General features: G+C 47.1%; 24 protein-coding genes. 16 read left to right on the forward strand and 8 right to left on the reverse strand.

The features are described from left to right. The first annotated feature begins 4 nt into the window (after positions 1 to 4). Positions 5 to 3139 (forward strand): efflux RND transporter permease subunit, encoded by a 3135-nt coding sequence (locus tag ACNA7P_RS02860; protein ID WP_416257100.1) that lies wholly within the window; start codon positions 5 to 7, stop codon positions 3137 to 3139. A gap of 85 nt (positions 3140 to 3224) precedes the next feature. Here the strand turns inward: ACNA7P_RS02860 and ACNA7P_RS02865 are convergent, their stop codons facing one another. Next, entirely contained in the window at positions 3225 to 3437 is a 213-nt protein-coding gene (locus ACNA7P_RS02865; protein WP_416257101.1) for a cold-shock protein, read from the reverse strand. Positions 3438 to 3720: 283 nt separating this feature from the next. Between ACNA7P_RS02865 and ACNA7P_RS02870 the strand changes: the two genes are divergently transcribed. After that, positions 3721 to 4797 carry a cysteine synthase A gene (locus ACNA7P_RS02870; protein ID WP_416257102.1) on the forward strand — a complete coding sequence of 359 codons (1077 nt, stop codon included), beginning with the start codon at positions 3721 to 3723 and terminating at the stop codon, positions 4795 to 4797. Here ACNA7P_RS02870 and ACNA7P_RS02875 read toward each other — a convergent pair. From ACNA7P_RS02875 to ACNA7P_RS02885, 3 genes are all read right to left on the reverse strand, one after another. Then, positions 4763 to 5938 (reverse strand): iron-containing alcohol dehydrogenase, encoded by a 1176-nt coding sequence (locus tag ACNA7P_RS02875; RefSeq protein ID WP_416257103.1) that lies wholly within the window; start codon positions 5936 to 5938, stop codon positions 4763 to 4765. The genes ACNA7P_RS02870 and ACNA7P_RS02875 overlap by 35 nt on opposite strands. Before the next feature lie 121 nt (positions 5939 to 6059). Then, a complete protein-coding gene (locus ACNA7P_RS02880; RefSeq protein ID WP_416257104.1) occupies positions 6060 to 6554 on the reverse strand; it encodes a GNAT family N-acetyltransferase in 495 nt (164 codons plus the stop codon). A gap of 3 nt (positions 6555 to 6557) precedes the next feature. Continuing rightward, positions 6558 to 8021, reverse strand: coding sequence for a RimK family protein (locus tag ACNA7P_RS02885; RefSeq protein WP_416257105.1), 1464 nt, complete (start codon positions 8019 to 8021; stop codon positions 6558 to 6560). 100 nt (positions 8022 to 8121) lie between these two features. Between ACNA7P_RS02885 and hemH the strand changes: the two genes are divergently transcribed. The 3 genes from hemH to ACNA7P_RS02900 all read left to right on the forward strand — a co-directional run bounded on the left by hemH (position 8122) and on the right by ACNA7P_RS02900 (position 11595). Then, positions 8122 to 9207 carry a ferrochelatase gene (gene hemH, locus ACNA7P_RS02890; protein WP_416257106.1) on the forward strand — a complete coding sequence of 362 codons (1086 nt, stop codon included), beginning with the start codon at positions 8122 to 8124 and terminating at the stop codon, positions 9205 to 9207. Positions 9208 to 9301: 94 nt separating this feature from the next. Beyond that, a complete protein-coding gene (locus tag ACNA7P_RS02895) occupies positions 9302 to 9826 on the forward strand; it encodes a TIGR03546 family protein (protein WP_416257107.1) in 525 nt (174 codons plus the stop codon). Beyond that, entirely contained in the window at positions 9823 to 11595 is a 1773-nt protein-coding gene (locus ACNA7P_RS02900) for a TIGR03545 family protein (protein ID WP_416257108.1), read from the forward strand. Before ACNA7P_RS02895 ends, ACNA7P_RS02900 begins: the two co-directional genes overlap by 4 nt. Position 11596: 1 nt before the next feature. Here ACNA7P_RS02900 and ACNA7P_RS02905 read toward each other — a convergent pair whose 3' ends face one another. After that, positions 11597 to 12205, reverse strand: coding sequence for a trimeric intracellular cation channel family protein (locus tag ACNA7P_RS02905; RefSeq protein ID WP_416257109.1), 609 nt, complete (start codon positions 12203 to 12205; stop codon positions 11597 to 11599). Positions 12206 to 12414: 209 nt separating this feature from the next. Here ACNA7P_RS02905 and yajC point away from each other — a divergent pair, with 209 nt between their 5' ends. The 10 genes from yajC to ACNA7P_RS02955 all read left to right on the forward strand — a co-directional run bounded on the left by yajC (position 12415) and on the right by ACNA7P_RS02955 (position 20633). Next, positions 12415 to 12750, forward strand: a complete 336-nt coding sequence (yajC, locus tag ACNA7P_RS02910) for a preprotein translocase subunit YajC (protein WP_416257110.1) — start codon at positions 12415 to 12417, stop codon at positions 12748 to 12750. A 27-nt stretch (positions 12751 to 12777) separates the two neighbouring features. After that, positions 12778 to 14628, forward strand: a complete 1851-nt coding sequence (gene secD, locus ACNA7P_RS02915; RefSeq protein ID WP_416257111.1) for a protein translocase subunit SecD — start codon at positions 12778 to 12780, stop codon at positions 14626 to 14628. A 12-nt stretch (positions 14629 to 14640) separates the two neighbouring features. After that, complete coding sequence (gene secF, locus ACNA7P_RS02920) at positions 14641 to 15594, forward strand: protein translocase subunit SecF (protein ID WP_416257112.1); 954 nt, start codon at positions 14641 to 14643, stop codon at positions 15592 to 15594. A gap of 135 nt (positions 15595 to 15729) precedes the next feature. Next, on the forward strand, positions 15730 to 16506 hold the full coding sequence (gene yaaA, locus ACNA7P_RS02925) for a peroxide stress protein YaaA (protein WP_416257113.1): 777 nt from the start codon (positions 15730 to 15732) through the stop codon (positions 16504 to 16506). Between the two features lie 41 nt (positions 16507 to 16547). Then, positions 16548 to 17393: a DUF3014 domain-containing protein gene (locus ACNA7P_RS02930; RefSeq protein WP_416257114.1), complete on the forward strand. Its 846-nt coding sequence runs from the start codon at positions 16548 to 16550 to the stop codon at positions 17391 to 17393. Continuing rightward, a complete protein-coding gene (locus ACNA7P_RS02935; protein WP_416257115.1) occupies positions 17394 to 17984 on the forward strand; it encodes a 1-acyl-sn-glycerol-3-phosphate acyltransferase in 591 nt (196 codons plus the stop codon). A gap of 141 nt (positions 17985 to 18125) precedes the next feature. Beyond that, a complete protein-coding gene (gene ribE, locus ACNA7P_RS02940) occupies positions 18126 to 18590 on the forward strand; it encodes a 6,7-dimethyl-8-ribityllumazine synthase (protein ID WP_416257116.1) in 465 nt (154 codons plus the stop codon). 10 nt (positions 18591 to 18600) lie between these two features. Next, positions 18601 to 19020: a transcription antitermination factor NusB gene (gene nusB, locus ACNA7P_RS02945; protein WP_416257117.1), complete on the forward strand. Its 420-nt coding sequence runs from the start codon at positions 18601 to 18603 to the stop codon at positions 19018 to 19020. A 5-nt stretch (positions 19021 to 19025) separates the two neighbouring features. Next, complete coding sequence (thiL, locus tag ACNA7P_RS02950) at positions 19026 to 20105, forward strand: thiamine-phosphate kinase (RefSeq protein ID WP_416257118.1); 1080 nt, start codon at positions 19026 to 19028, stop codon at positions 20103 to 20105. 36 nt (positions 20106 to 20141) lie between these two features. Further along, positions 20142 to 20633, forward strand: coding sequence for a phosphatidylglycerophosphatase A (locus ACNA7P_RS02955; protein WP_416257119.1), 492 nt, complete (start codon positions 20142 to 20144; stop codon positions 20631 to 20633). Between the two features lie 42 nt (positions 20634 to 20675). Here ACNA7P_RS02955 and dxs read toward each other — a convergent pair whose 3' ends face one another. The 3 genes from dxs to ACNA7P_RS02970 are packed head-to-tail and all read right to left on the reverse strand — an operon-like array spanning position 20676 to position 23706. Next, on the reverse strand, positions 20676 to 22535 hold the full coding sequence (dxs, locus tag ACNA7P_RS02960; RefSeq protein WP_416257120.1) for a 1-deoxy-D-xylulose-5-phosphate synthase: 1860 nt from the start codon (positions 22533 to 22535) through the stop codon (positions 20676 to 20678). A gap of 4 nt (positions 22536 to 22539) precedes the next feature. Beyond that, on the reverse strand, positions 22540 to 23445 hold the full coding sequence (gene ispA / locus ACNA7P_RS02965) for a (2E,6E)-farnesyl diphosphate synthase (protein WP_416257121.1): 906 nt from the start codon (positions 23443 to 23445) through the stop codon (positions 22540 to 22542). Between the two features lie 15 nt (positions 23446 to 23460). Beyond that, positions 23461 to 23706, reverse strand: coding sequence for an exodeoxyribonuclease VII small subunit (locus ACNA7P_RS02970; protein ID WP_416257122.1), 246 nt, complete (start codon positions 23704 to 23706; stop codon positions 23461 to 23463). A 179-nt stretch (positions 23707 to 23885) separates the two neighbouring features. On the opposite strand from ACNA7P_RS02970, the gene thiI reads away from it, so the two are divergent. After that, positions 23886 to 25340, forward strand: a complete 1455-nt coding sequence (gene thiI / locus ACNA7P_RS02975) for a tRNA uracil 4-sulfurtransferase ThiI (protein ID WP_416257123.1) — start codon at positions 23886 to 23888, stop codon at positions 25338 to 25340. Positions 25341 to 25350: the final 10 nt, after the last annotated feature.

Here is a 25350-nt window from a genome sequence, read left to right on the forward strand (position 1 = left end):
TGTGATGCCTAGCGGAATTAGTGCGCTGGCAATTCGGCGACCTATCGGCACCATTTCCATTGCCAGTGTAATCTTGGTGCTCGGGCTGTTTTTCGTGCAGCGCCTACCGGTTGATCTCTTACCTCATATTGAATATCCGCAAATTACGGTAACCGTGAATTATCCTGGTGTTGCTCCAGAAATTATGGAGGAGCAAGTAACCCGCGTATTAGAGCGTAACCTGGCGGCGGTAGAAAATTTGGTACTGATAGATAGCCGCGCTTCCGAAGGCCGTACTAATGTAAATTTACATTTTGAACTGGGCACCAATCTCGATTTAGCATTGCAAGATGCGGGGCGGCTGCTGGAGTTAGCGCGCACGCAACTGCCGAGTGATGCGCAGCCACCCCGTTTGTATAAGCGTGATCCTTCGCAAGACCCTATCTGGCAAGCCGGCTTTAGTTCTTCAGTGCGTTCTGAAGTAGCAGTGCGTGATTGGGTGGTAAATCAACTCACCCCTCAATTAGTGTCTGTATTCGGTGTGGCTGGTGTGGAAGTGGCGGGTGGTTTGCAGCGCGAAATGGAAGTAGTGGTGGATCAACAGCGGCTACGCACCTTTGGTTTGCGTATGCAGGATATAGTAGCGCTGTTGGAAGCCGAGAACATTGATGTTGCCGCCGGGTGGATGACCTCCGATACCTTTGATGTAATGGCGAAAACCGATGGCATGCTTACCTCGGCAAATGAGGTTGCCAATCTGTTGCTGCAAGTTCCCGGCAGTGATCAACGCATTCGCCTAGAGGAAGTAGCCGATGTGCAAGATGGCTTTCGCGAGCAACGGTTATTTTCCCGCTTAAATGGCACGCCAGCAGTGCAGGTATCCATTACTAAATTGCCAGAAGCGAATACGGTTGAGGTGGTTTCGGGTGTACAAGAGCTGATGCGAGATCTCACGCGCAGTGGTTTCTTGCCCGAGGATATTCAATATCAACCCATCAATGATCCGGTTTACTTTATTCAAGGTGCGTTGCGTAGTGTAGGAACCGCTGCGCTACTGGGTGGCTTTTTAGCCATGGTAATGGTGTTCCTATTTCTTGGTTCGTTGCGCAAAAGCTTAGTGGTAGGGATTTCTATTCCGGTAGCCATTATGGCTACTTTTGCGTTAATGGGCGCCAGTGGCCTTACGCTGAATGTGATTAGCTTGGGTGGTTTGGCATTAGGCGTAGGGTTACTGCTCGATAATGCGATTGTGATGTTAGAGAATATTTTCCGCCATCATCGGCAATTGCAGAAAAGTGTTACTGAAGCAGCATATGATGGCGCTCGTGAAGTAAGCTCAGCGATTACTGCGGGTACCCTTACCAACCTTGCCGCGGTGTTGCCGTTCTTATTGATTACCGGTTATGCGGCCATGATTTTCCGCGAGCTTATTCTCACGATTTCCTTTGCGATACTGGCCACGCTAGTTGCTGCCCTCACCTTGGTACCCATGTTAGCGGCATTATTGGCACGAATTCGTTTTCAGAGTGGCTTAGAACAAAGCAGATTAATACGCGGGTTTAATCGATTTATTATGCTGTTACAAAGCGCCTATGTGCGTGCCCTTGAGCCTGCACTGCGCTGGCGCTGGGGGGTGATCGCAGGAGCCGCATTATTATTTGTTGTGATGCTGCGTATGGGCGATCAACTTGGTAATGAATTTTTACCACAGGTAGATGATGGTGGCGTAAGTGTACGAATGGTGTTGCCAAGCGGCACGCCACCTTTTGAAACCGATGCTGCGGCGCGCGAAATTGAAAGCATTATTTTAGATATGCCCCATGTAGAAACCATGTTTGCGCTAGTAGGTGGCCATTTGAGCGGCGGTATCATTAACGAACGCCCTGGCACCAGTAATATTCGCGTACAGCTTACACCGGCTCGCCAACGCCCCGAAATGAGCGCAGGCGAATGGGTTGCCGAAGCCCAACAACGGCTTGATGCACTTGATTTGCCGGGCGCACGAATTAGTGTGCAGCCGCCAAGTATTCAGGGGTTGCAGTTCTCTCCCGCAGGTGCAGATTTCTCGATTAGTATTGTAGGTGATGAGCTTACCGAGCTGCGTGAGTATGCTCGTGATATTAGTGCTTTACTGCAAGGCATACCCGGATTAGAGGGCGTTGAAGTAGGTAGGGAAGATCAAAGCCCGCTGATGCGTATTGTTGTGGATCGCGAGCGCGCAGCTGATTTGGGTTTGCGGGTATCCGAAATTGGCAGAGCTGTGCGGCAAGCGGTAGATGGCGAAGTACCTTCATATTTTCGGGATGGCCAATACGAGTATCCGGTGCGTGTGCGGCTACCCAAAGATCAAGTTTCTGATGAACAAGTACTCAGTAATTTGATTCTCGATCGCATTGATGGCGTGCCGGTTCTGCTGGGTGATGTGGCTTCATTTCAGCTTGGCGAAGGGCCAGCTCATATTGAGCGGGAGAATCAAAATCGCGTGGTAAGAGTGAATGGCGATATTAATACAACGGTTGCCGATGTAGGGCAAATCATGCGGGAAGTAGAAGCGCGTATGAGTAACTTTGAGCTACCCGATCAGTATAGTTTAATTTATTCAGGGCAATGGGAAACGATACAAGCCACAAATAAAGAACTACGCACAGTGGTTATATTGGCCATGTTTTTAGTATTTGTAGTGATGGCGGTACAATACGAGCGCTTTACCAACCCGCTGGTTATTCTTACGGCTGCGCCCCTAGCGCTATTTGGTGTAGTGAGCGCGCTTACCCTTACTAATACATCGCTTTCTGCACCGGTTTTAATTGGCGTGGTGCTACTGATTGGAATTGTAGTAAATAATGCCATTTTGTTGGTGGAGTATATTGAAATCGCGCGCCGCGAGAGTAAGCTGAACATTCAAGAAGCGGTGTTAGCCGCGGCGAAAGTTCGTTTACGGCCGATATTAATGACCACACTAACAACCGTGCTGGGGATGTTACCATTAGCATTAGGAATTGGTGAGGGTGCGGAGATTATGAATCCGTTGGCATTAACCGTAGTGGGTGGTTTGTTGAGTGCCATGGTGCTTACGCTTTTTGTTGTTCCGGCACTATATGTGATTGTGAATGGGGCCGCAGAGCGGGCGCAAGAGTGGTTAGTTGGGCAGAACAAATAAAGATGGCATAAAAAATGGTCGGCATTTAAGTGCCAACCATTTATAAATTCGTTTTGCGTGAGCAAAGGTTTACGGTACGTAAGCCCTAATCAGCAGCAGTTACGTTTTCAGCTTGAGGGCCTTTTTGGCCTTGCGTGATAGTGAACTGAACTTTTTGGCCTTCGGCTAACGTACGGAAGCCATCGCCAGTAATTGCTGAGAAGTGAACGAATACATCAGGCCCGCCTTCGCGCTCAAGAAAACCAAAACCTTTAGATTCGTTGAACCACTTAACGGTACCAGTAACGATATCAGACATAATCTTTCCTAACTTGCGTGTATATTAAAACAGCTGGCCGCAACCAGCGGTACTAGTGCTTAGAGCAGCAAGGTATTTAGAGCAGGGGACGAGCACTTCCGAGAAGGGTTTCGTTCAAACTGAGTAAATAACTGCTGTTATTTAAGCTTTTTCAGTATATATGGGAAGAATTATTCTGGCCAATAATTTTAGTGTTTATTTTATATTCTATTTTGTTTTACACAGTAACGGTTGAATACGGTTACACTGGTGTATCAATTTATTGAGAAAAGGATGCAAGTGCATGGCGTTAGCGAGAGTTGTAATGAACCAGGTAGAGCAAATTGGCAATACTGATTTATTAAAAATCGCTTCGTTATCGAAACTATGTGGTTCCGATATTTACGTAAAATGCGAGTACCAAAATCCTGGTGGTTCGATCAAAGATCGTGCAGCACTGCAATTAGTAAAAGATGCAATCGATCAGGGCAAGCTACAGCCGGGGATGACCATTGTTGAAGGTACTGCGGGTAATACCGGCATTGGTTTGGCGGTGGTAGCAAAGGCACTAGGTTATGATTTGTTGGTGGTAATGCCCAATGATCAAACTGCGGAAAAAACGAAAATGATCGAACTGCATGGAGCGCGTTTGCATGCAGTGCCACCCGTGCCATTTAAGAATGAGGCGCACTTCTATCATACGGCGCGGCGGCTTGGTGCGGAGAATGATAATTTCTGGTGGGCGAACCAGTTCGAAAACACGAGCAATATGCGCGCCCATTATTTGCGCACAGGCCCAGAAATCTGGCAGCAAACTGCAGGCAAGATCGATATGCTTGTTTCGGTATCGGGTACGGGCGGCACAATCGCCGGTAATTCATTGTACTTGAAAGAGCAAAACCCGAATATTGAAGTGTGGTGCGCAGATCCAGATGGTTCAGGCACTTATGAGTTTCTTCGCAGTGGCGAATATAAAGCGGAAGGCGGCTCGCTTACCGAGGGAATTGGTATCATGCGCTTAGTAGAGAACTTCCGGCAGGCAAAAATTGATTACGCACTCAATTTACCTGATCAAGATCTGCTGAGTATTGCCAATTTTGTGCGCGAGCAAGATGGCATTGTACTGGGCAGTAGCTCGGCGCTGAACGTGGCCGCTGCGTTTTTTGCAGCACTGCATCGTGCACCGGGTAAAACGATTGTTACTTTTGCATGTGATTTGGGTGAGCGTAGTGCATCTAAACTCTACAACACAGATTATTTGCAAAGCCGCGGGATTAGCCCAGTTGCCGAACCGATGGATAAGTTAACCAATCGATATCGGCAAGCGGGCGATAAGATTTTGCGTGTTACGCGGGATTACCAGAACGAAGCGCCGCGTTAAGGATATTGCGGCTCACTTCTGGAGTTACATCTTGATGCTCACCCAGTTTTACCATGCCGTGAGCTTCTAGCTGCTTAATCACTACATCAATGATGCTGGCATCTAAATCGTAATCTTCAATACGGGTGCCAGCGCCAAGGCTGCGGAAAAACTCTTCGGTTTTGGCAATGCCTGCTTCTGCTTTTTCGGCATCGGTACCTTCCTGAATATGCCAAACCCGCTCGGCAAATTGCACCAACTTCGCCATTTTATCGGCTTTGCGTACACGTAGGTTTGCTGGCAGCACTACCGCTAAAGTTTGCGCATGATCTAAACCATATAATGCCGTGAGTTCATGGCCAATCATATGCGTAGACCAATCTTGTGGCACTCCCACGCCAATTAATCCATTCAATGCCATGGTGGCACACCACATTACATTCGCGCGCACTTCGTAATTCTCCGGCTGGGCAATTGCTTCTGGGCCGATATCGATAAGGGTTTGTAGAATACCCTCGGCCAAGCGATCTTGTAACGCGCCACCTGCTGGATAGGTAAGGTATTGTTCCATTACGTGGGTAAAGGGATCGATAACACCGTTAATTACTTGCCGCATCGGTAAGGTATAAGTGGTGGTAGGATCTAGCACGGAAAACTGCGGATACACCAACGGGCTGCCGAAAGGAAGCTTGGCTTTGTATTCGGAACGGGTTACAACTGAGCCGCTATTCATTTCCGATCCGGTAGCAGGAAGTGTAAGCACGCTGCCAAAGGCTACTGCAGATTTTACAACCTTGCCGCCTTTGGTAAGAATATCCCAACGGTCGCCTTCATAATGTGCTGCGGCTGCAATAAATTTAACGCCATCAATTACCGAGCCACCACCAGCGGCAAGAATAAAATCAACATCGTTAGCGGTTACTGCATCGGCTGCACGACACAGCGTTTCATATTCAGGATTCGCTTCAATACCCTCGAACTCACAAACAATTTGCTCGCCAATGGCATCGTGAATTTGCTGATACACGCCATTTTTCTTAATACTGCCGCCGCCATAAGCGAGCATTACCCGCGCGTTGGCTGGAATTTCGGCACTAATTTTGGTGATCTGCCCTTCCCCAAATAGTATTTTGGTGGGGTTATAAAAACTAAAGTTGTTCATGAACACTCCGTTACTGCATGCACGCTAGTGAGGTGAATGGTAATACTTAGGTGATTAGTATAGTTAGGGTAACGGATACGCCCTAAGAAGTGCAAATGATCACCGATGGGGTAGCAAGTACTTACAAACTAATTTGTAATCGGTAACCATCGCTACCATCAGAATAATAATTCGGCATTACATCAACAACTTCAAAACCAAGATTACGATACAGCGCAATGGCACCGGCATTATCACACTTTACTTCTAAGGATACAGTGCTTACGTTAGGGTTGTTTTCTGCAGCACTTTGCACAACGTTCATTAGTGCTTTTGCCGCACCCTTGCCGCGAACCTCGGGTGCTGTAGCAAGTGAGTAAACTCGCCATTTGCGGCTATTTTTCCGAGTTAATATAATGGTGTAGCCCGCAAAAATGTTTACTAAATCATCCGCACCTAGTGCGGTGCTATTGGTAAGCTCAGCGCACCAAATCTGCACGCTCGGGCTCTGCAGTAAGTAGCGGAACGAGCGCCTACCAATTTGATCATAGCTAAAGGCGCTGTTTTCTAGCGCCACCAACTTATCTAAATCATCGGGCTGCGCTTTGCGAACGGTAATCGTATGCTGAGAACACATCGGTTAATCTTCGATTCTGCGTAAGAAATCAGACATGATGATACGATACAGCTCATCACCAAGATATTCGTCCTCAACACCGCTATCAATCGATGGATTATCATTAATTTCGATAATCACCGGGCCCTTACTCGATTCTTTGATATCTACGCCGTACAAACCATCGCCTACTAACCGCGTGGCTTGTAGGGCAACTCGAATTACATCTTTAGGTACTTGATGCACACCTAAACATGCAAAAGAACCAGTTTTGCCTTTGCTCGATTCGCTGGCATGGTTGTAGATTTGCCAATGATTGCGAGCCATAAAGTATTTGCAGGCATAAATAACACGGTTATTGAGTACGCCGATGCGCCAATCAAAATCTGTGGGCAAGAACTCTTGCACCAACAAAATGGTTGAGGTTTTGAACAAATCTTCCGCTACCTTACGAAACTCATCGGCATTCCGTGCTTTTTCTACGCCAATGGAAAACGAGCCATCGGGTATTTTCAGTACTACGGGGTAGCCGAACCGCTCGCCAATTGCCGCGTAATCGATATCGTTGCCCATTACCAATAGTTCGGTTTCTGGTTGTGGAATCTTGTTCTTTTGCAGCATTTCGTTCAAAAACACTTTATTGGCGCAGCGCAAAATAGAATCGGGGTGGTCTATTACCACTAAACCATTCGCTTCGGCTTTCTTCGCAAAGTGATAGGTGTAGTGATTAATGCGCGTAGTTTCGCGAATAAACAGGGCATCAAACTCCAACAGGCGGCCGAAGTCAGCTGCGGTAATTAGCTCGGCTTCAATATCGTACTCTTTTGCGGCGCGAATAAATTTTTGCAGCGCTTTTTTATCACTGGTGGGAATGCGTTCGTTAGGATCATGCAAAATCGCCAAATCATAGCGATACTCCTTACGGCTACGCGCTTTGCGCCACACGCGCTTGGAAAAATACTCGAGTGATTCACCAAATAAAGTTTGTTCCTGATCATTTAGATCTGAAAGTGCGCGATTACGTATTGCATTAAGGTGCCAGCGACCTTCAAACGCAAATTCAACCTCCAGTACTGGGCACGGGTAGGTTTCAAAAATATGCCGAGCTAAATCTTCAAGCTCGGGATACGGTGTGCGGCCAAAGCAAAGCAATAAGCGCACTCGTTTGGGTTCGTTTGGTTGATGTTGCGCAACAAATCGATTCAATAGCTTGCTACTATCACTCAGGAACAGCTGATAATGTGATAGATTCGCTAAATCATTGATGGCAGAAACCGAAGGTAAAGCGCGTTGGCCACGAGCTTCCGCAAGCAGGCTCACATAGTAACCGGTGCTCAAGTAGCTTAAATCACCACATAAGTTGATAATTGGCGCCCGGTGTTTGCCCGCTTGCTGGATATAATCACTGGCACTAATGATAGATTGGCTAGGGTGATATGGCTGCCAATCGGTTAAATCATCAATAATAATGAGTGGTGCGTTGTGCATAATTTACCTTGGTTGTTGATTCGCAATCGCGAATATTTGTAGCGCGATTTATCGCTGATATTCAGTTTCTAAGCAAGCATTTTAAAAGGAATATTTTTTAATGAAATTTCAAAGCCCTAGCAACTTTAGCCATGGCCAAGTTGGAAAAATTGGTGTGCTGCTTACTAATCTTGGCACACCAGATGCGGCAACGCCAAAAGCTCTGCGTAAATACTTGGCAGAATTTCTTTCTGATCCGCGGGTTGTTGAAGTGCCACGCTTACTTTGGAAGGTTATTTTACACGGTGTGATTTTGCGTATTCGGCCGCGTCGTTCCGCTGCGGCCTACAGCACAGTATGGACCGAGCAAGGTTCGCCGTTACTGTTTCACACCCAGGCACAAACCGATGGGGTGCGGGCGGAAATGCAAAAACTGTATGGCGATGATGTAATCGTTGAGTTTGGTATGCGTTACGGTAATCCTTCCATTAGTAGCGCGTTAGAGAAATTATTTAGCCAAGGCGTGCGCAAGCTCGTGGTGTTGCCGCTCTATCCGCAATATTCAGCGTCTACCAGCGGCTCTACATTCGATGCCATCAGCAAAGATTTTACCCAACGCCGTTGGTTGCCAGATTTCCGTTTTATTAGCCATTATCATGATAACGCTGGGTACATTCAGGCCGTGGCAGATAAAATCCGCGCGCACTGGGAACAGCATGGCCGCGCCGACAAATTGGTGTTTTCATACCATGGGGTGCCGAAAAAATATCTTGATAAAGGCGACCCGTACCACTGCGAATGTTATAAAACTACCCGTTTGGTAGCCGAAAACTTGGGGCTAGGTAAAGATGAATATCAAACCACTTTTCAATCGCGTTTTGGGCGCGAAGAGTGGTTACAGCCATATACTGATGTAACCATGAAAGCACTGCCAGGCCAAGGCGTGAAATCACTACAAGTGGTGTGCCCAGGTTTTTCAGCCGATTGTTTAGAAACCATTGAAGAAATTGGCGAAGAAAACTGTGAATATTTCATGGAAGCGGGTGGCGAACGTTTTGAGTATATTCCATGCTTAAACTCAGATGCGCAGCACATTCAAGCACTTACGGCAGTGCTGCAAGAAAATCTGCACGGCTGGCAAGCGGGTGATTCTGCAAAAAGTGCGCAAACCGCAGAGTTAGCCAAACAGCTAGGTGCTAAACTATAGTTATTAATGCTCATTGTTGGCATTGAACTAGAGCGTTATTTTTGTATCTGAGTATGCAGCTATTACTTTAATCATCGCAGCAAGGAGCTAGAAAATGATTACCCTGTTGGCCAAGCTGTTTAAAGCTTTAAATGCCGAAACCAGCCCTTGGGCATTAGCCTGGGCTTTTTTGTTGGGGATGGTGTTAGGCCTCACCCCACTATTTAGCCTACACAATGTGTTAATTCTTTTTTTAGCATTCTCGCTACGCATCAACTTTAGCGGTTTTATCCTCGCTTTCTTGGTGTTCTCTGGGCTCGCTTACTTACTTGATCCGGTATTCGATTATATCGGTGAAAGTATTTTGCAAGCGCAGGCATTGCAAGGCCTGTGGGCCAGCTTATATGAAAATCCATTGGCGCGATTGCTGCAGTATAACCACACCATTACCATGGGCAGTGTGGTGTTCTGTTTAGTAGTGGCGGTGCCTTGGCTGTTTATTAGCCATCGGCTCATTGTTGCTTATCGCGGCCGCGTGAAAGCATGGTTTGATCGCTTGCGCTTTGTGCAAGTAATTAAAGGCACGAAGTTCTTTATGGTATATCAACGCATTAGCGGCTTGCGCGGAGGTTCACTATGAATAAGGTGATACGCTGGCAAGGGCTAGTTGCCTTTATTGTTATATTTGGTGGTTTGGCACTGCTCATGCGCATATTTGCAGGGCCGCTACTGAAATCAGGTTTGGAGTTTGGCCTTACACGAGCAAATGGTGCCGAGGTAAATATCGCTCAAGTAGAGGTGAACTGGCAGCCCTTTGCGATTCGCATGGCGGATATTCAATTCACTGATCCAGAACAGCCTGAACTTAATCGAGTAAAAGCAGATACTGCGGCGGCCGAGCTATATTTTTGGGATGCGGTAATTGGGCGAATTCATATTACCGATTTACGAATGACCGGAATTGCTATGGGCACAGAGCGTGCTCGCCCAGGTAAAGTTCGGGCAGATTATAAAGCGGAGCGGGAACCACGTGATTGGCAGCAAACGTTTGCCAACTTAAATATCGATATTCCATCGGTTGAGCAAATCCTAGAGCGTAGTGAAATTCGTACACCGGGCGTTATTCAACAAGCCGAGGATAACTTTCAAATCTATCGTGAGCGCGTTGAACAAGCACAGAACAGCTTACCAAGCTCCGATAAGTTAGATCGATATCAAACGCGAGTTAAGGAAATTACGGAAGCGCAGCCGCGAACTCCGCAAGAATTGCTAGAGGTGCGTAATCAGTTGCGTTCACTGCGTGATGAAATGGGTACCGATCGCGATGCGGTGCGCAACTTTGTAAGTACAGCGGAACAAGCCCGCGATGTATTGCAAGCCGATTTACGGGCTTTACGCGAAGCACCAGAACAAGATTTGCAGCGCGTGCGAGCGTTATTAGCCTTTGATCAAGAAAGTTTAACTGAATTAAGCGGAATTCTATTTGGCCCGAAAGTGGAAGAGTGGAGCCGTTATGCGCTGATGGCATTTGATTTTATTGGCCCGATGCTGGCGCGTTCAGATGATGACGAGATGCAGCCAAGCCGCTGGGAAGGGCGTTATATTGATTTTGATCGCCAACAGCGGCCGGTATTTTTAATTGAGCAAGCGCTTACCGATATTCAATTTGCTAACACCCACGTTGGTGTTGAATGGAGCAATATTACTTGGCAACACGATCGGATTGGTGGCACGCCTTCTACCTATAATTTGGCGGCTTCGGCTTCCGAATATTGGCAAGAATTGAACCTTGCAGGGCGCTTTACGCTCTCTGATGTAGCGGGTTTTGCAGGCAACCAAAGCTGGCGTGTTAGGGGGGTTAATCTTGCAGAGCAAAAACTGTTTCAACAGAACGAGGTTGCCGCGCAATTGTTAGGTGCCATGTTAAATTCGCAAGGTGAAGTTGGTGTTGAGCGCGGCAGTTTGTCTGGTGGTGGTGCGATAACCTTAGCGGATGTAGCCATGCAGGTGCAGGGTGATGCGCGCTGGGCGCAGATTCTTAATGATGTGCTGAGTGGCATTCGCAACATAGATATGAACGTGGGAGTATCTGGGGCAATTCAGGCACCTGGCTTCAGTATTCGTACCGATTTGGATAGGCAGCTACAGCGCGGGTTTACTGCGGCGCTAACAGCGGAAGCCGATACCCACATTGCTGAATTGCGCCAACAGTTACAAGCGCAAGTAAGTTCAGCAACCGAACGTTTAAACCCGCAATTGCAGCAGGTAGTTACGGGCTTAACAAGTGGCCAAGACAAGGCCAGCACTTTAAACGCATTGTTTGAAATTGAGCCCGATGATTTACAGTTGGGTGAAAAGCTCGAAGACCGCCTGCGAGGTTCGCTGCGCCGGCGGTTGGGTGGCAACTAAATTAATGGTGTTCTTTAAACACCGTAAGTGACCAATGATAACGAATGCCGCCATAGCGTAAGAACAACGTAGTAAGCATGGCGGCTATCATGGCTAGATTTTGTTGCACATCGTACAGCAGCACAAACACAACAGCACCGGCGATACAGGTGGTAGCGTACAGTTCGCTTTTTAATACCATGGGTATATCACGCGCCATTACATCTCGAATTAACCCACCAAATACCGCGGTCATGGTGCCAAGAATAATGGCCACCATTGGGCTTACGCCTGCCTGCAGTGCTTTCTCTGTTCCTAAAACAGTAAAGAAGGCGATACCTAACGCATCGGCAGCTAATAAATAATTTAATGGAATAAATGCCTTAAAGCGCAACCAGGTAATAGTAAAAAGAGCAGCAATACCAATCACAATAAAATAGATGGGATCATGTAACCAAAAAACCGGTGCATCCAAGATCAGATCGCGCGTTGTGCCGCCGCCAATGGCAGTAACCGACGCTAACACTACTACACCAAAACCGTCCATCTGTTTGCGAAAGGCGAGTAGCGTGCCAGCGATAGCAAATACAGCAACACCCGCCAAATCAGCAATATAAAACCATAAATCCACGTGCTCACCTCTTTATTTTTTGCTTAGGCAGCCCCATGTAGCTTAAATGTGGCTGATTGCTGCGGTATGTAGAGTGTTAGATACGATATGTGTTTACTGCAAGCGTTTCGCTTCGCACCCTGTTCAGTTACAATACAGCGTTTATTTTACCAAAGAAGATTGAGTTAGCTAGTTAACTTGCTGATTTTTAAATTTAAAGAGGAAGTGTTATGGATTTCTTGATTGCAAATGCTCATGCCCAGCAGGCTGGTGCAGAAGGTGGTGGCACCGCATCACTAGTTATTATGTTGTTGTTATTCGGTTTGATTTTCTATTTCTTGATCTACCGTCCGCAAGCAAAACGCGTTAAAGAGCACAAATCATTAGTATCTTCATTAGCGAAAAGTGATGAGGTGCTATTGCAAGGTGGCTTGATCGGTAAAGTTGTTAAAGTTGCCGATGATAACGATTTCATGGTGCTTGCACTTACTGAAGGTGTTGAAGTAACAGTACAGAAAGGTGCGGTTGCTGCGGTATTGCCAAAGGGCACTATTAAAACACTTTAATCGAATTAACAGGGTAAGGACGGACTTGTGTTAAACAGATATCCGTTGTGGAAAAATTTGGCAATCTTATTTGTGGTGCTGTTTGGCGCTCTATATGCATTGGCAAATATTTACGGTGAAGATTATGCCGTACAAATTTCCGCAACTCGCAGTGGTGAAGTTACTTTAGATACTCTTCAGCAAGTTGAGCAAACTTTGCAGCGAGAGGGAATTGAGCCAATTGGAGTTGCGTTTGAAAACGGCCAAATCTTGGTGCGGCTAAGTACTGATGATGATCAGCTTGCTGCACGTGAGTTGTTGGTATCAGAGCTTGGTATTAATTATGTGGTTGCGCTCAACCTTGCGCCAGCAACGCCTACATGGCTTGCAGCAATAGGGGGAGAACCGTTAAAGCTTGGGCTTGATTTACGTGGTGGTGTGCATTTCTTAATGGAAGTGGACATGGATGAAGCGTTACTCAAGATCAATGAGCAAATGGTTACTGGCGTGCGTGATCGCTTACGTGACGAACGCATTCGTTATCGCCGAGTAGAGCAATCTGGCAATAACGTGGTAATAGAACTGCGTAATGCAGAAGATTACCAAAGTGCGCAACGTTCACTGCGCAATCAATACCAAGGGTATGAGTTACGTACAGACAGCTCGAACAACGCCCTTACCCTGGTAATGACCGACCAATTTTTGCAAGAAACGCGAGCTAACGCGATTGATCAGAATATTACTATTCTGCGCAATCGAGTGGATGAGCTCGGTGTTGCTGAACCGGTAATTCAACGCCAAGGCCAAGATCGGATTGTAGTTGAGCTGCCAGGTATTCAAGATACGGCGCGCGCCAAAGAAATCTTAGGTGCTACAGCTACTCTTGAATTCCGTTTTCAAGATACCGAAAACGATTTACAGGATGCAATTGCCGGCCGTGTACCCTTTGGTAGCCGCTTGTACAATGTGCGTAGTGGCGGCCAAGTGCTGCTGCAAAACCGCATTATTCTCACTGGTGATCACATTGTTGATGCGAGCGTTGGCTATGATGAAAGTAGCCGGCCACAGGTAAACATTTCCCTTGATTCAGCTGGCGGTCGTTTAATGACCCAAGCAACTCGGGGTAATGTTGGCGAGCCAATGGCAACCGTGTTTATCGAGTTTATTGCTACTGGTGAAACTACCGATGAAGGGCGTATCGCTTTTGAACGGGTTGAGGAAGTAGTAAGTGTTGCAACCATTCAAGCGGTGTTGGGAAGTAACTTCCGCATCACTGGTGTGGGCGGCGTACAAGAAGCACAAAACCTAGCGCTATTATTACGCGCTGGTGCGTTGATTGCGCCGATTCAAATTGTGGAAGAGCGTACTGTTGGCCCAAGCTTGGGTGCTGAAAACGTAAAAGCTGGTTTAACCGCGATTGTGGCAGGCTTTGTGCTTGTGCTGTTATTTATGGGCATTTACTACCGCGCATTCGGCATGGTTGCTAACCTTGCACTGCTTACAAACCTAGTAATGATCATCGGTATTATGTCGTTGGTACCTGGCGCTACGCTAACTATGCCTGGTATGGCCGGTATTGTACTTACGGTGGGTATGGCGGTGGATGCGAACGTAATTATATTCGAGCGTATTCGTGAAGAGCTGCTGGAAGGGCGAAGTCCGCAGCAAGCTATTGCGCGTGGTTATGAAAATGCGTTTTCAACCATTGCCGATGCGAACATTACCACGCTGATTACCGCGTTGATCTTGTTTGCTGTAGGTACGGGCTCTATTAAAGGCTTCGCAGTAACACTTGCCATCGGTATTGTTACCTCGATGTTTACCGCTATTGCAGGTACTCGTGCAGTGATTAACTTAATTTGGGGGCGCCAAAAGCGCTTAACCAAGCTGTCAATTTAAGGGGAGCAGTTTATGTTTCAGATTACTAAAGTAGATGAAAATAACCCCGTTAATTTCATGTCCATTAACAAATGGACGACAGCTTTAAGTGTTATCTTGATTGTGTTTTCGCTTTCTACGCTAGTAGTAAAAGGCTTGAACTGGGGATTGGATTTCACGGGTGGTACCTTGGTAGAGGTTGGTTTCGAGCAACCTGCTAATTTAAGTGAGTTACGCACGGTATTAGAAGCGAATGAATTCGGCGATGCGGTAGTACAAAACTATGGTACGCAGCGCGATGTTTTGGTGCGAATTCCACCGCGTGAGGGTGCTGCTTCCGATACTATCGGCAATGATTTGCTACGGGTTTTGCAAACCAATATTGATGGCGATATCGATGTACGCCGAGTTGAGTTTGTTGGTCCGCAAGTAGGTGAGGAGCTCGCTGAAGCGGGCGGCCTAGCGATGATTGTGGCGCTTATCTGTATCCTAGTGTATGTGTCGTTCCGCTTTGAATGGCGGTTAGCATTATCGGCGGTAGCTGGTTTGGGGCAAGATGTTGTGCTCATTCTTGGCTTATTCTCACTACTACAAATGCAAGTTGATTTAACCATTCTGGCGGCGTTGCTTGCGGTAATAGGTTACTCCCTCAACGATAGTATCGTTGTGGCCGATAGAATTCGGGAGAACTTCCGTAAGCTGCGTAAGAACACGCCAGTTGAGGTGATTAATATCTCGCTAAGCCAAACCATGAGCCGTACCTTAGTAACGTCACTTACCACCTTAATGGTGCTCTTGGTGTTAATGTTCTTTGGTGGCCAGATGATCTTTGGCTTCTCGGTAGCTCTTGCAATGGGCGTGGTAGTGGGTACTTACTCATCCGTGTTCACACGCAGTACATTAGTACTGGCGATGGGAATCTCGCGGGAAGATTTGATGCCACCAGAAGTTGAAAAAGAAGGTGAAGATCAAGAGAACTATTTGTAACTAAAACGGTAAGTTCAGGTTACTTCGTTGTTTATGATCACACCAAGCCCCCGCAGAGTAATTTCTGTTGGGGGTTTTTTCATATAAGCTGTGGTAATCTTTCATTAATGACATTGCTACTGATGGAGTAAAAATATGCTATTTGTTGTTTCACCAGCGAAAAACTTAGATTATGACAGTGCTGCACCAGTTGATGATTATACTCAGCCAGAGCTGCTTGATGAAGCCGCGGCATTAGTGAAGGTGTGTCGGCAGTTTTCTCCGCATGAACTAAGTGAGCTCATGGGCATTAGCGATAAGCTAGCGGGTTTGAATGCGGCTCGATTTAGCGAATGGCGTACCCCTTTTTCTACCTCTAAAGCAAAGCAAGCCGTGTTTGCCTTCAATGGCGATGTATACACCGGTTTAGATGCCGCATCGTTATCAGAAGAAGATTGGCAATATGGGCAAAAACATATGCGCATCCTTTCTGGCTTGTATGGCGTATTAAAGCCACTTGATTTGATGCTGCCGTATCGATTAGAAATGGGTACTAAATTGAAAACCTCACGTGGCAAAGATTTGTATTCATTTTGGGGCGATACCATCACGCAAAAACTGAATCAAACACTCGATCATTTGCATACTGATACCCTAATCAATTTAGCCTCGAATGAGTATTTTAAAGCAGTAAAAACCGATAGCTTGCAGGCTAAGGTGGTAACGCCGGTGTTTAAAGACACTAAAAATGACAAGCTCAAGGTAATTAGTTTTTACGCAAAAAAAGCGCGTGGGTTAATGGCGCGTTATATTATTGAAAAGAAGCCGAACTCTGTAGCGGATTTGCAGTCTTTTGATGAGGCAGGGTATTCCTTTAATGCCGAGCTCTCAAATGATAAAGAGTTAGTTTTCTGCCGTGATGAAATATCATAAAACCTAGTACTTGAACGCCTAGCCCTAACTAAGGAGCTGTGATGGAAGAGCAAAATTCTGAGAAAACGAACGCAAAAGGGTTAAACCCGCGTGTTATCGGTATCGTAATTGCGGTAATTATAGTGGCCATTTTGGCGCTATGGTTTACTCGAGGCGGCGAACTGGAGCCCGCTCCTGCGCCTGCGGTAGAAGTTCCAGAACGAGGTGTTGAAGTAGAGCCTGAAACGCTGCCAGAGCCGGAACCGGAACCTGAGCCAGTACCTGAACCAGAACCTGAGCCGGAAGTAGCACCAGAGCCAGAAGTGGTAGAAGAGCCATTGCCTGAGCTTGACGCTGCTAGCACCGTGCTGTTAGCCGAGTTAAGTGAGAAAGAGATCAACACGCGCCCAGTAATTGCCGAGAACATGTTCCGCAAGCTAGTGGTGTTTGTTGATAATGTATCGCGCGGCGATGTTGTGCGTGAAGCAGCCATAGTGGAAGGCCCACAATCGCGGTTTTTGGTACAGGAAATTGATGGCCAGTTATACATCGATGAGCGCAGCTATACGCGGTACAACGATATCGTATCTTGGTTTTATCAAATGGATACAGATGTGTTGGTAGGCCAATATTATCGTTTCCAACCATTGTTTGAGGAGGCTTTTGGCGAGTTTAAAGAGCCCGGCGCCAACTTCCATGATCAAGTACTGGATGCGATCGCTATTCTACTCGATACACCGGAGCCGCGAGGGTTGTTAGCTGTGGATGATTCCCAGGTAATGTATACCTATACGGATCCAGCCTTAGAAGGTTTATTGCCAGCACAAAAGCAAATGCTGCGGTTGGGCCCAGATAATCGCGCTTTAGTGAAAACAAAGCTGCGGGAAATTCGCCAGAGATTGCAGTAAGTGATTCGCGAACCTTTATCCTATCAGCATTTACCAACACGCGGGAACCGGTTTAGCAGATGGTTAGGCCGGTTTGGCATGCGTATTTTGGGTGGTTGGAAGATTGTTGGTGAACTTCCTGATATCTCCAAAGCGATTATCCCGGTAGCACCGCACACCTCGAATTGGGATTTCTTCGTTGGGCTAGCGGTGAAATTTGCGCTAGGTGTGCGCTTATCCTTTTTGGGGAAGCACTCGATATTTGTATTTCCTGTGCGGCGGCTATTAGTTTGGTTGGGCGGTATTCCCGTGCAGCGTGATAGTGCGCATGGCATTGTTGGGCAGATGGTAGAGCAATTCGAGAAGCGCGATGATTTGCTGTTGGTGCTTGCACCCGAAGGCACTCGCAGTAAAGTTACCGAATGGCGAAAAGGCTTTTTGCATATGGCGCAGCAAGCGAATGTACCGGTGATTCCGATCGCCTTTTGTTTCGCAACTCGCTCTATTTTGATTAGCGAACCGATGTCAGTAGGTGAAGATATTGATGCTGCCCTGCAGCGAATTAAAGATTTTACTAATCAAGCGGTGGGTAAACGGCCGGAGTTGCAGTAGTAAATGCGTGTTCGCTGCGGGTATATTTACCGTTTAAAGGGAAATTGTGCTATTCTTCGCGCCAATTAAATATGCGCTTAGCGGTGCTTTATCGGCATCATTTAGGGCACAGTGTGAAGCTCTTTGTTGGAAGGAAAGATCATGAATGTAATTGAAGCGGGTGTTGCTGCACCTGGTAAAAAAGTAGCCATTGTTGTATCGCGGTTTAACAGTTTCATTGTTGAGAAATTAATGGAAGGCGCAATTGATACATTGGTGCGTATTGGCCAAGTGAACGCTGCAGATATTACCGTTGTGAAAGTTCCTGGTGCTTACGAGCTGCCGTTAACAGCAAAGAAAGCTGCTGAAAGTGGTAAGTATGCTGCCGTTATTGCTATTGGTGCAGTAATTCGTGGTGGTACGCCGCATTTTGATTTTGTAGCAGGCCAAGCAAACTCTGGCTTAGCACAAGTAGCAATGGAAACCGGTGTGCCAGTTGCATTTGGTGTAATTACCACAGATACCGATGAGCAAGCGATTGATCGAGCAGGCGTAAAGCATGGCAATAAAGGCTCTGAAGCAGCCTTAAGTGCGCTTGAGATGATTAACGTTCTCGAACAACTGTAAGGAGCGTTCAGTGAAACCAGCAGCTCGCCGTAAAGCTCGCCGTTTGGCGATTCAGGCAGTATATTCGTGGCAGTTATCGGGTAATAGTGTAAGCGACATTGAAGCGGAGTTCTTAACTGAGAATGATGTAAGCAAGGTTGATGTAGATTATTTCCTTGATTTGCTGCGCGGTGTAGCCAGCCAACAAGCAAACCTAGATCAAGCGTTATCGCCGTTTACCGATCGTCCATTTGTTGATTTAGACCAAATTGAGCGTGCTATTTTGCGTGTTGCTGCATTTGAGCTGAAAGTGCGCTTAGATGTTCCCTACAAAGTGGTAATGAATGAAGCGATTGAGTTAGCGAAAGCATTTGGTGCCGATGATAGCCATCGTTTTGTAAACGGTGTGTTAGATAAGGCTGTAGATACCTTGCGCGCTACCCGCCAATAAACGCTATGGATATTCAGCGTAGTGAGTTCGCGCTTATTGCAAAATACTTTCAAGCGCGAACGGCACAAAATCAAACGTCATCTTTTAGTGCTACCAAAAGTGCCACCAACTCTGCAAGTACTCAACAGCAGTTCAGCAGTAGCAGCTCGTTGTCACTAAACTCTGAGAATAAAAGCCGTCGTGACGTTGCCGTATCTATCGGTGATGATGCGGCAGTAGTAATCCCTCCTGCGGATTGCGGTATTGCGGTAACCACCGATACCATGGTTGCTGGCGTGCACTTTGATGATCGGGTGCCGGTAGCGGCGCTTGGCCACAAACTTGTGGCAGTAAACCTTAGTGATTTAGCAGCAATGGGCGCAGAACCCGCTTGGCTATCGTTAAGCTGTACACTCCCTAAAATCAATGAAGAATGGTTAGCCGAGTTCAGTTCTGGGTTTTTCAAAGCCGTGGATTATTATCGTTGCGCCCTAATTGGTGGAGATGTAACGAAAGGGCCGTTAAGCCTCACGTTAACAGCCCAAGGTATTGTGCCGAAAGAGCGCTATTTAACGCGCAAGGGGGCTCAGCCGGGTGATCGTATCTATGTAAGTGGCACCCTTGGTGATGCAGCACTTGCCTTGGCTGCACAGCAACAGCGCGTGCAACTTTCTGATGCTGCATTCTCAGCTCTAGAGAAACGCCTGTTTTATCCAACTCCTCGGGTGGGTTTAGGGCAGCTGTTGCGCAACTTAGCAACATCGGCGATTGATTTAAGCGATGGCTTAGCGGGTGATTTAAGCCATATCTTACAAGCATCGGGTGTAGGTGCGCATATCGAACTCCATCGTTTGCCTCGTTCAAAAGCATTTGCAGAAAGTGTTAATAGCGCCGATGGTTGGGTTTACCAACTTGCTGGCGGTGATGATTACGAACTTTGCTTTACCGTGCCAGCTAGCCGCTGTGGAATGCTAGAAACAATTGCAGTTCAAGCTGGTGTAAGTGTTACTCAAGTAGGTATTATTGAAGGCAATAAAGGGCTGCGCTACTTTAACAAAAATGAGCGCTGTGATTTGCAATTAGAAAGCTTTAGCCACTTCGCATGATAAAGAAGCCGTATTAGGGTTAACTAAGGAATTTGTATGCCGCTTAAAAAGAGTAAACGTGAGCTGATTAAACACCCCGTGCATTTTTTCTCGTTTGGCTTTGGTACCGGTTTGTTGCCGAAAGCACCGGGTACTTTTGGTACTTTACCCGCTATCGTATTGGTATGGTTGTTTTCGCCGTTAGATGTAGCCGCATACATGGGTGTTGTGGTGTTTGCCACAATTATTGGTATTTACCTATGTGGTGCAACGGCAAAGGCAATGGGTGAGCATGATGCACCGGCTATTGTGTGGGATGAGATTGCCGGTTATATGATAGCGATGATAGCGGTGCCGGTAAGTTGGCAATCGTTGTTGTTGGCTTTTGTGCTATTCCGCATTTTCGATATTATCAAACCATGGCCGATTAGCTGGCTAGATAAGAAGGTAGATGGCGGCTTTGGTATTATGCTCGACGATATCGTAGCTGGCTTCATTACCTTGGTATTGATGCACATTGTTTTAAGCTTAGGCTGGCTGCCTATGTAAGGTTGCACTTACAGCACTTACAGCACTCACAAAAAAGCCCGATTATAATCGGGCTTTTATTTGCAGCTGTATACCATGGGCATCTAACCCCAGTTCGGCACGAACCTCATCTTGCCCGCCGTGCTTGATAAACTGATCCGGTAAGCCAATATGTAAAACTGGCATCTGCACGTTCGCGGCTGCTAATGCTTCACTTACCGCGCTGCCAGCTCCGCCAGCAATAGCATTCTCTTCAAGAGTTACCAGTAACTCATGCTCTGCTGCCGCAGCTAACACGGCCTGCGTATCTAATGGTTTCACAAAGCGCATATCAATTACGGTAGCGTTGAGTGATTCTGCGGCAATCATGGCTTCACTCAGCAAGGTACCAAAGTTGAGAATAGCAACCTTACTGCCACTGCGCACAACACGGCTCTTACCAATTGGTAGTGGCTGAAGTGGGCTGTACTCAACACCAATGCCATTACCACGAGGATAGCGAACTGCCGCAGGCCCAACATATTGGTAGCCCGTAGCGAGCATTAAGCGGCACTCATCTTCATTGCTAGGTGTCATTACTACCATGTTCGGGATACAGCGTAGGAAGGTTAAATCAAACGCGCCTTGGTGAGTAGGGCCATCAGCACCCACGATACCTGCCCGATCGATAGCAAATAACACATCTAAATTTTGTAACGCCACATCATGAATAAGCTGATCGTATGCGCGCTGTAAAAATGATGAATAAATGGCCACTACAGGTTTCTGCCCGGCAATGGCTAAGCCCGCAGCAAAGGTAACAGCATGCTGTTCGGCAATGGCTACATCAAAATATTGTTTGGGGAACTGGCGGGCAAAAGCCACCATGCCGGAACCTTCGCGCATGGCCGGCGTAATCGCCATTAAGTTTTCATCAACCGCGGCTGTTTCACATAGCCATTCACCAAACACTGCTGAATAAGAGGGAATGCTCGGTGCTTTCGTGGGCAAGCTGTTGGTTGTGGGATCAAATTTCGGCACCCCGTGGTAGCCAATCGGATCTTTTTCCGCAGGGGCGTAGCCTTTACCTTTGCGTGTTACTACATGCAGAAGTTGTGGGCCTTTTAAAGTGCGCATGTTGGTAAGGGTTTCTACCAATGCATCAACATCGTGGCCATCTATTGGGCCGATATAATTGAAGCCTAGCTCTTCAAAGATAGTGCCAGGCGTAACCATGCCTTTCACATGCTCTTCAGCTTTACTTACGAGTTCGCGCATAGTGGGCAAACCGCTTAGCAGCTGTTTGCCACCCTCGCGCAGCGAGGTGTATATTTTGCCTGATAAAAGCCGCGCAAAATGGCTATTCAGCGCGCCCACATTTTCAGAAATCGACATATCGTTATCATTTAAAATAACTAACATATCGGGAGCTACATCACCGGCATGGTTCATGGCTTCAAATGCCATACCTGCGGTCATGGCGCCATCGCCAATTACCGCCACGGTTTTACGGTTTTGCGCTTCTTTTTCAGCGGCTACCGCTAAGCCCAAGGCAGCACTTATGGAAGTACTGGAGTGCCCTACAGAAATTACATCGTAATCACTTTCTTCGCGCCAAGGGAAAGGATGCAAACCATCTTTCTGCCGAATGGTGTGTAATTGATCACGTCTGCCCGTTAGTATTTTGTGTGGGTAAGCTTGATGCCCCACATCCCAAACCAGGTGATCAAATGGCGTTTTGTATACATAGTGTAGGGCAACGGTAAGTTCAACTGTTCCCAAGCCACTGGCCAAATGGCCGCTGCTTTTACTTACCGAGGCAAGTAAAAATTGCCGCAACTCATCGCTTACCTGCTGTAATTTTTGCTTCGGCAAACCGCGCAAATCAGCTGGTGAATCGATTACATGCAACAATGGAAAGGCATTTTGGCTTGCTTGCGTCATAATACTAACGGTCTCGTGTTACAAGGTATTCGGTGAATTCTTCGAGTAGCTCGGTATTGTACGGTATCAGCGAAAGTGCGTGTAGCGCTTTTTCATGTAACGTTGTAAGTAGCTGTTTAGATCCATTTATCCCAAGCAGCGCAGGGTAGGTTGCCTTACTCAAATCGGCATCGGCACCTTTGGTTTTACCTAAAGTTTGCGTATCACCAATCACATCCAAAATATCGTCTTGCACTTGAAAGGCTAAGCCTATCGCACTGGCAAACTCATCCAGTTGGGTAAGCACCTCATCGCTAACATTATTGCCGCACAAAGCCCCTAGGCGCACAGCTGCGCGCAACAGCGCACCGGTTTTCAGGCGGTGAATCTGCTCCAACTGCGCGGCGGTAATATCTTTACCATTACTGCCTGTTGCCTTGATATCTAACGCTTGGCCACCGCACATGCCGGTTAGGCCAGCGGCTTCGGCTAAGGTAGCTACCATAGCAAGTTGTTGTGCAGCGTTAATTTGCGGCTGCGGTTTGGCTAACAACTGAAAGGCCAGGCTTTGTAATGCATCGCCGGCAAGAATTGCGGTGGCTTCATCAAACTGAATATGGCAGGTAGCTTGGCCTCTGCGCAGCGAATCATTATCCATAGCCGGCAAATCATCATGCACCAGCGAATAAGCATGAATACATTCAATTGCCGCAGCAGGTGCATCAAGAAGATCGTCAGCCACACCCAGCATCGAACCAGTAGCATATACTAGAAATGGGCGCACACGTTTGCCACCCAGCAAGGTAGCGTAAGACATGGCATCAGTTAGCCGTTGTGCAGGCACCGATGGCTGCAGTAGCGCCTTCATATAGGCATCATGGCGGGCCCGATACAGTGCTAGATTTTCAGTTAACAATCCAGTTGCAGACATGCGCAATACGCCCTGTTATTCCGAGGATTCGGTAAAATCGCTGAGCGTTTCACTGCCGTTTTGCTGCAGCAACACTTGCACTTTCTGCTCGGCTTGTTGTAGTTTCTTTTGGCTAATTCGAGAAAGCAATACCGCGCGTTCAAATTGCTGTAGCGATGTTTCTAATGGCATATCGCCTTCTTCAAGCGCTTTTACAATACTCTCAAGCTCTTCCATGGCTTGTTCAAAGCCAATTTCTTCTGGGTTATTTTGTTTGCTCATAATGCTACCTGAGGTCCGTTTCTAAAGCCTTTTGCGTGCAGATAAAATAACACAAATAGTAGCTAATCGGCAGCGGTTTTGCCGTTGATATCGCTGATTCTGGCTGCGCAAAGTGAAATCAGCTATAATTGCGCGCTTATTTTCAGGCGCTTCGCGTTAGCGGTATTTACGAGGGTTTCATGAAGTTTATTGTTCGCTTGCACGCAGAAATTACCATTAAAAGCCGTTCGGTTCGGCAACGGCATGTAAAAGTGCTTACGGGAAACTTGCGTACCTTGCTAAAACCATTGGATAAATCTGTTCGTGTAAATGGCCACTGGGATCGTATTGAAGTAACCCATATAAACGATGCTGAGCTTACCGCAACTACCATCCAAACCTTGCAAACCACACCAGGCATCGGCTACTTCGAGCAAGTTACCCAGCATCCGCTTACCGAATTCACCGATCTATTGAGTTGGATTCTCGAGAGCCAAAGCGAGCGCTTTCAAGGTAAATCGTTTGCGGTGCGTATTAAGCGCAAAGGTAATCACGAGTTTTCCTCTCTAGACATGGCGCGCTACTTGGGTGGCGGCATTAAAGCGCAAGTGGCAGGTACCAGTGTAGCGTTGAAAAATCCGCAAGAAGAATTAGTGTTACATGTAATTGATGAGCAAGTGTCTATGGTAGAACGCCGCTACACCGGTATCGGCGGCTTCCCATTGCCTACTCAAGAAACCGTACTAAGTTTGATGTCGGGTGGCTTTGATTCAGCGGTGGCGAGTTACCAAATGATTCGCAGGGGTACGCGCACGCACTTTTGCTTTTTTAACCTGGGTGCCGATGCACACGAGGCGGCGGTTAAAGAAATCACTTACTTTCTATGGCAAAAGTACTCTCGCACCCATGCAGTGAAGTTCGTTACCGTGGATTTCTCAAAAGTAGTAGCGCGTATTCTCGAGCATGCGGATCAAGGGGCTATGGGTGTGCTCCTGAAGCGTGCAATGATGCGAGCAGCAGCACAAGTTGCCGATCTGGTGAAGGCGCAAGCATTGGTTACCGGTGAAGCGGTAGGGCAAGTGTCTAGCCAAACCTTGAGTAACTTGAAACTGATTGATCAAGCTACCGATGCCTTAGTGGTTCGGCCGCTGATTGTAAGTGATAAACAAGCGATAGTAGACCAAGCGCGCGCTATTGGCGTTGAAGCTCTTTGTGCCGCAGTACCTGAATATTGTGGGGTAATTTCCCAGCAGCCTTCTGTAAAGGTTAAGCCTGGGGTGATCGCTAGTGCCGAACCCGAAGTAATACCTGATAGTTTAATCAATGAAGTGGTAGCAGAGAGCGTTGCGGTTGATATTCGTGAAGTTCGCGTAAATCCAGTTGTTGGCCCGAAAGTTTATCAGGATGATATGCCAGAGCAGGCCGTAATTATTGATGTAAGAACAGCCGACGAAGAGGAAGCGGCCCCGCTGCACGTAACCGGACACAAAGTGTTACACATTCCATTTTTCAAGTTAGCCAGTAAACAAGATACACTGAGTAAAGATACGCATTACCTTCTCTATTGCCAACAAGGTGTTATGAGCCGCTTACAAGCGCTGCAGATGCAAGAGCAAGGATTCGCTCACGTTGGTGTGTTGGAACAGAATAAATAAGGAATACCCT

It is taken from the genome of Aliidiomarina sp., assembly GCF_047920995.1.
In the GTDB taxonomy this organism is placed as follows: domain Bacteria; phylum Pseudomonadota; class Gammaproteobacteria; order Enterobacterales; family Alteromonadaceae; genus Aliidiomarina.

Excerpts from the sequence above, each read along its gene's own strand:
- ACNA7P_RS02860 (WP_416257100.1), top strand. The coding sequence starts at position 5 with ATGCCTAGCGGAATTAGTGCGCTGGCAATTCGGCGACCTATCGGCACC.
- ACNA7P_RS02865 (WP_416257101.1), bottom strand. The coding sequence starts at position 3,437 with ATGTCTGATATCGTTACTGGTACCGTTAAGTGGTTCAACGAATCTAAA.
- ACNA7P_RS02870 (WP_416257102.1), top strand. The coding sequence starts at position 3,721 with ATGGCGTTAGCGAGAGTTGTAATGAACCAGGTAGAGCAAATTGGCAAT.
- ACNA7P_RS02875 (WP_416257103.1), bottom strand. The coding sequence starts at position 5,938 with ATGAACAACTTTAGTTTTTATAACCCCACCAAAATACTATTTGGGGAA.
- ACNA7P_RS02880 (WP_416257104.1), bottom strand. The coding sequence starts at position 6,554 with ATGTGTTCTCAGCATACGATTACCGTTCGCAAAGCGCAGCCCGATGAT.
- ACNA7P_RS02885 (WP_416257105.1), bottom strand. The coding sequence starts at position 8,021 with ATGCACAACGCACCACTCATTATTATTGATGATTTAACCGATTGGCAG.
- hemH (WP_416257106.1), top strand. The coding sequence starts at position 8,122 with ATGAAATTTCAAAGCCCTAGCAACTTTAGCCATGGCCAAGTTGGAAAA.
- ACNA7P_RS02895 (WP_416257107.1), top strand. The coding sequence starts at position 9,302 with ATGATTACCCTGTTGGCCAAGCTGTTTAAAGCTTTAAATGCCGAAACC.
- ACNA7P_RS02900 (WP_416257108.1), top strand. The coding sequence starts at position 9,823 with ATGAATAAGGTGATACGCTGGCAAGGGCTAGTTGCCTTTATTGTTATA.
- yajC (WP_416257110.1), top strand. The coding sequence starts at position 12,415 with ATGGATTTCTTGATTGCAAATGCTCATGCCCAGCAGGCTGGTGCAGAA.
- secF (WP_416257112.1), top strand. The coding sequence starts at position 14,641 with ATGTTTCAGATTACTAAAGTAGATGAAAATAACCCCGTTAATTTCATG.
- yaaA (WP_416257113.1), top strand. The coding sequence starts at position 15,730 with ATGCTATTTGTTGTTTCACCAGCGAAAAACTTAGATTATGACAGTGCT.
- ACNA7P_RS02930 (WP_416257114.1), top strand. The coding sequence starts at position 16,548 with ATGGAAGAGCAAAATTCTGAGAAAACGAACGCAAAAGGGTTAAACCCG.
- ribE (WP_416257116.1), top strand. The coding sequence starts at position 18,126 with ATGAATGTAATTGAAGCGGGTGTTGCTGCACCTGGTAAAAAAGTAGCC.
- thiL (WP_416257118.1), top strand. The coding sequence starts at position 19,026 with ATGGATATTCAGCGTAGTGAGTTCGCGCTTATTGCAAAATACTTTCAA.
- ACNA7P_RS02955 (WP_416257119.1), top strand. The coding sequence starts at position 20,142 with ATGCCGCTTAAAAAGAGTAAACGTGAGCTGATTAAACACCCCGTGCAT.
- dxs (WP_416257120.1), bottom strand. The coding sequence starts at position 22,535 with ATGACGCAAGCAAGCCAAAATGCCTTTCCATTGTTGCATGTAATCGAT.
- ispA (WP_416257121.1), bottom strand. The coding sequence starts at position 23,445 with ATGTCTGCAACTGGATTGTTAACTGAAAATCTAGCACTGTATCGGGCC.
- ACNA7P_RS02970 (WP_416257122.1), bottom strand. The coding sequence starts at position 23,706 with ATGAGCAAACAAAATAACCCAGAAGAAATTGGCTTTGAACAAGCCATG.
- thiI (WP_416257123.1), top strand. The coding sequence starts at position 23,886 with ATGAAGTTTATTGTTCGCTTGCACGCAGAAATTACCATTAAAAGCCGT.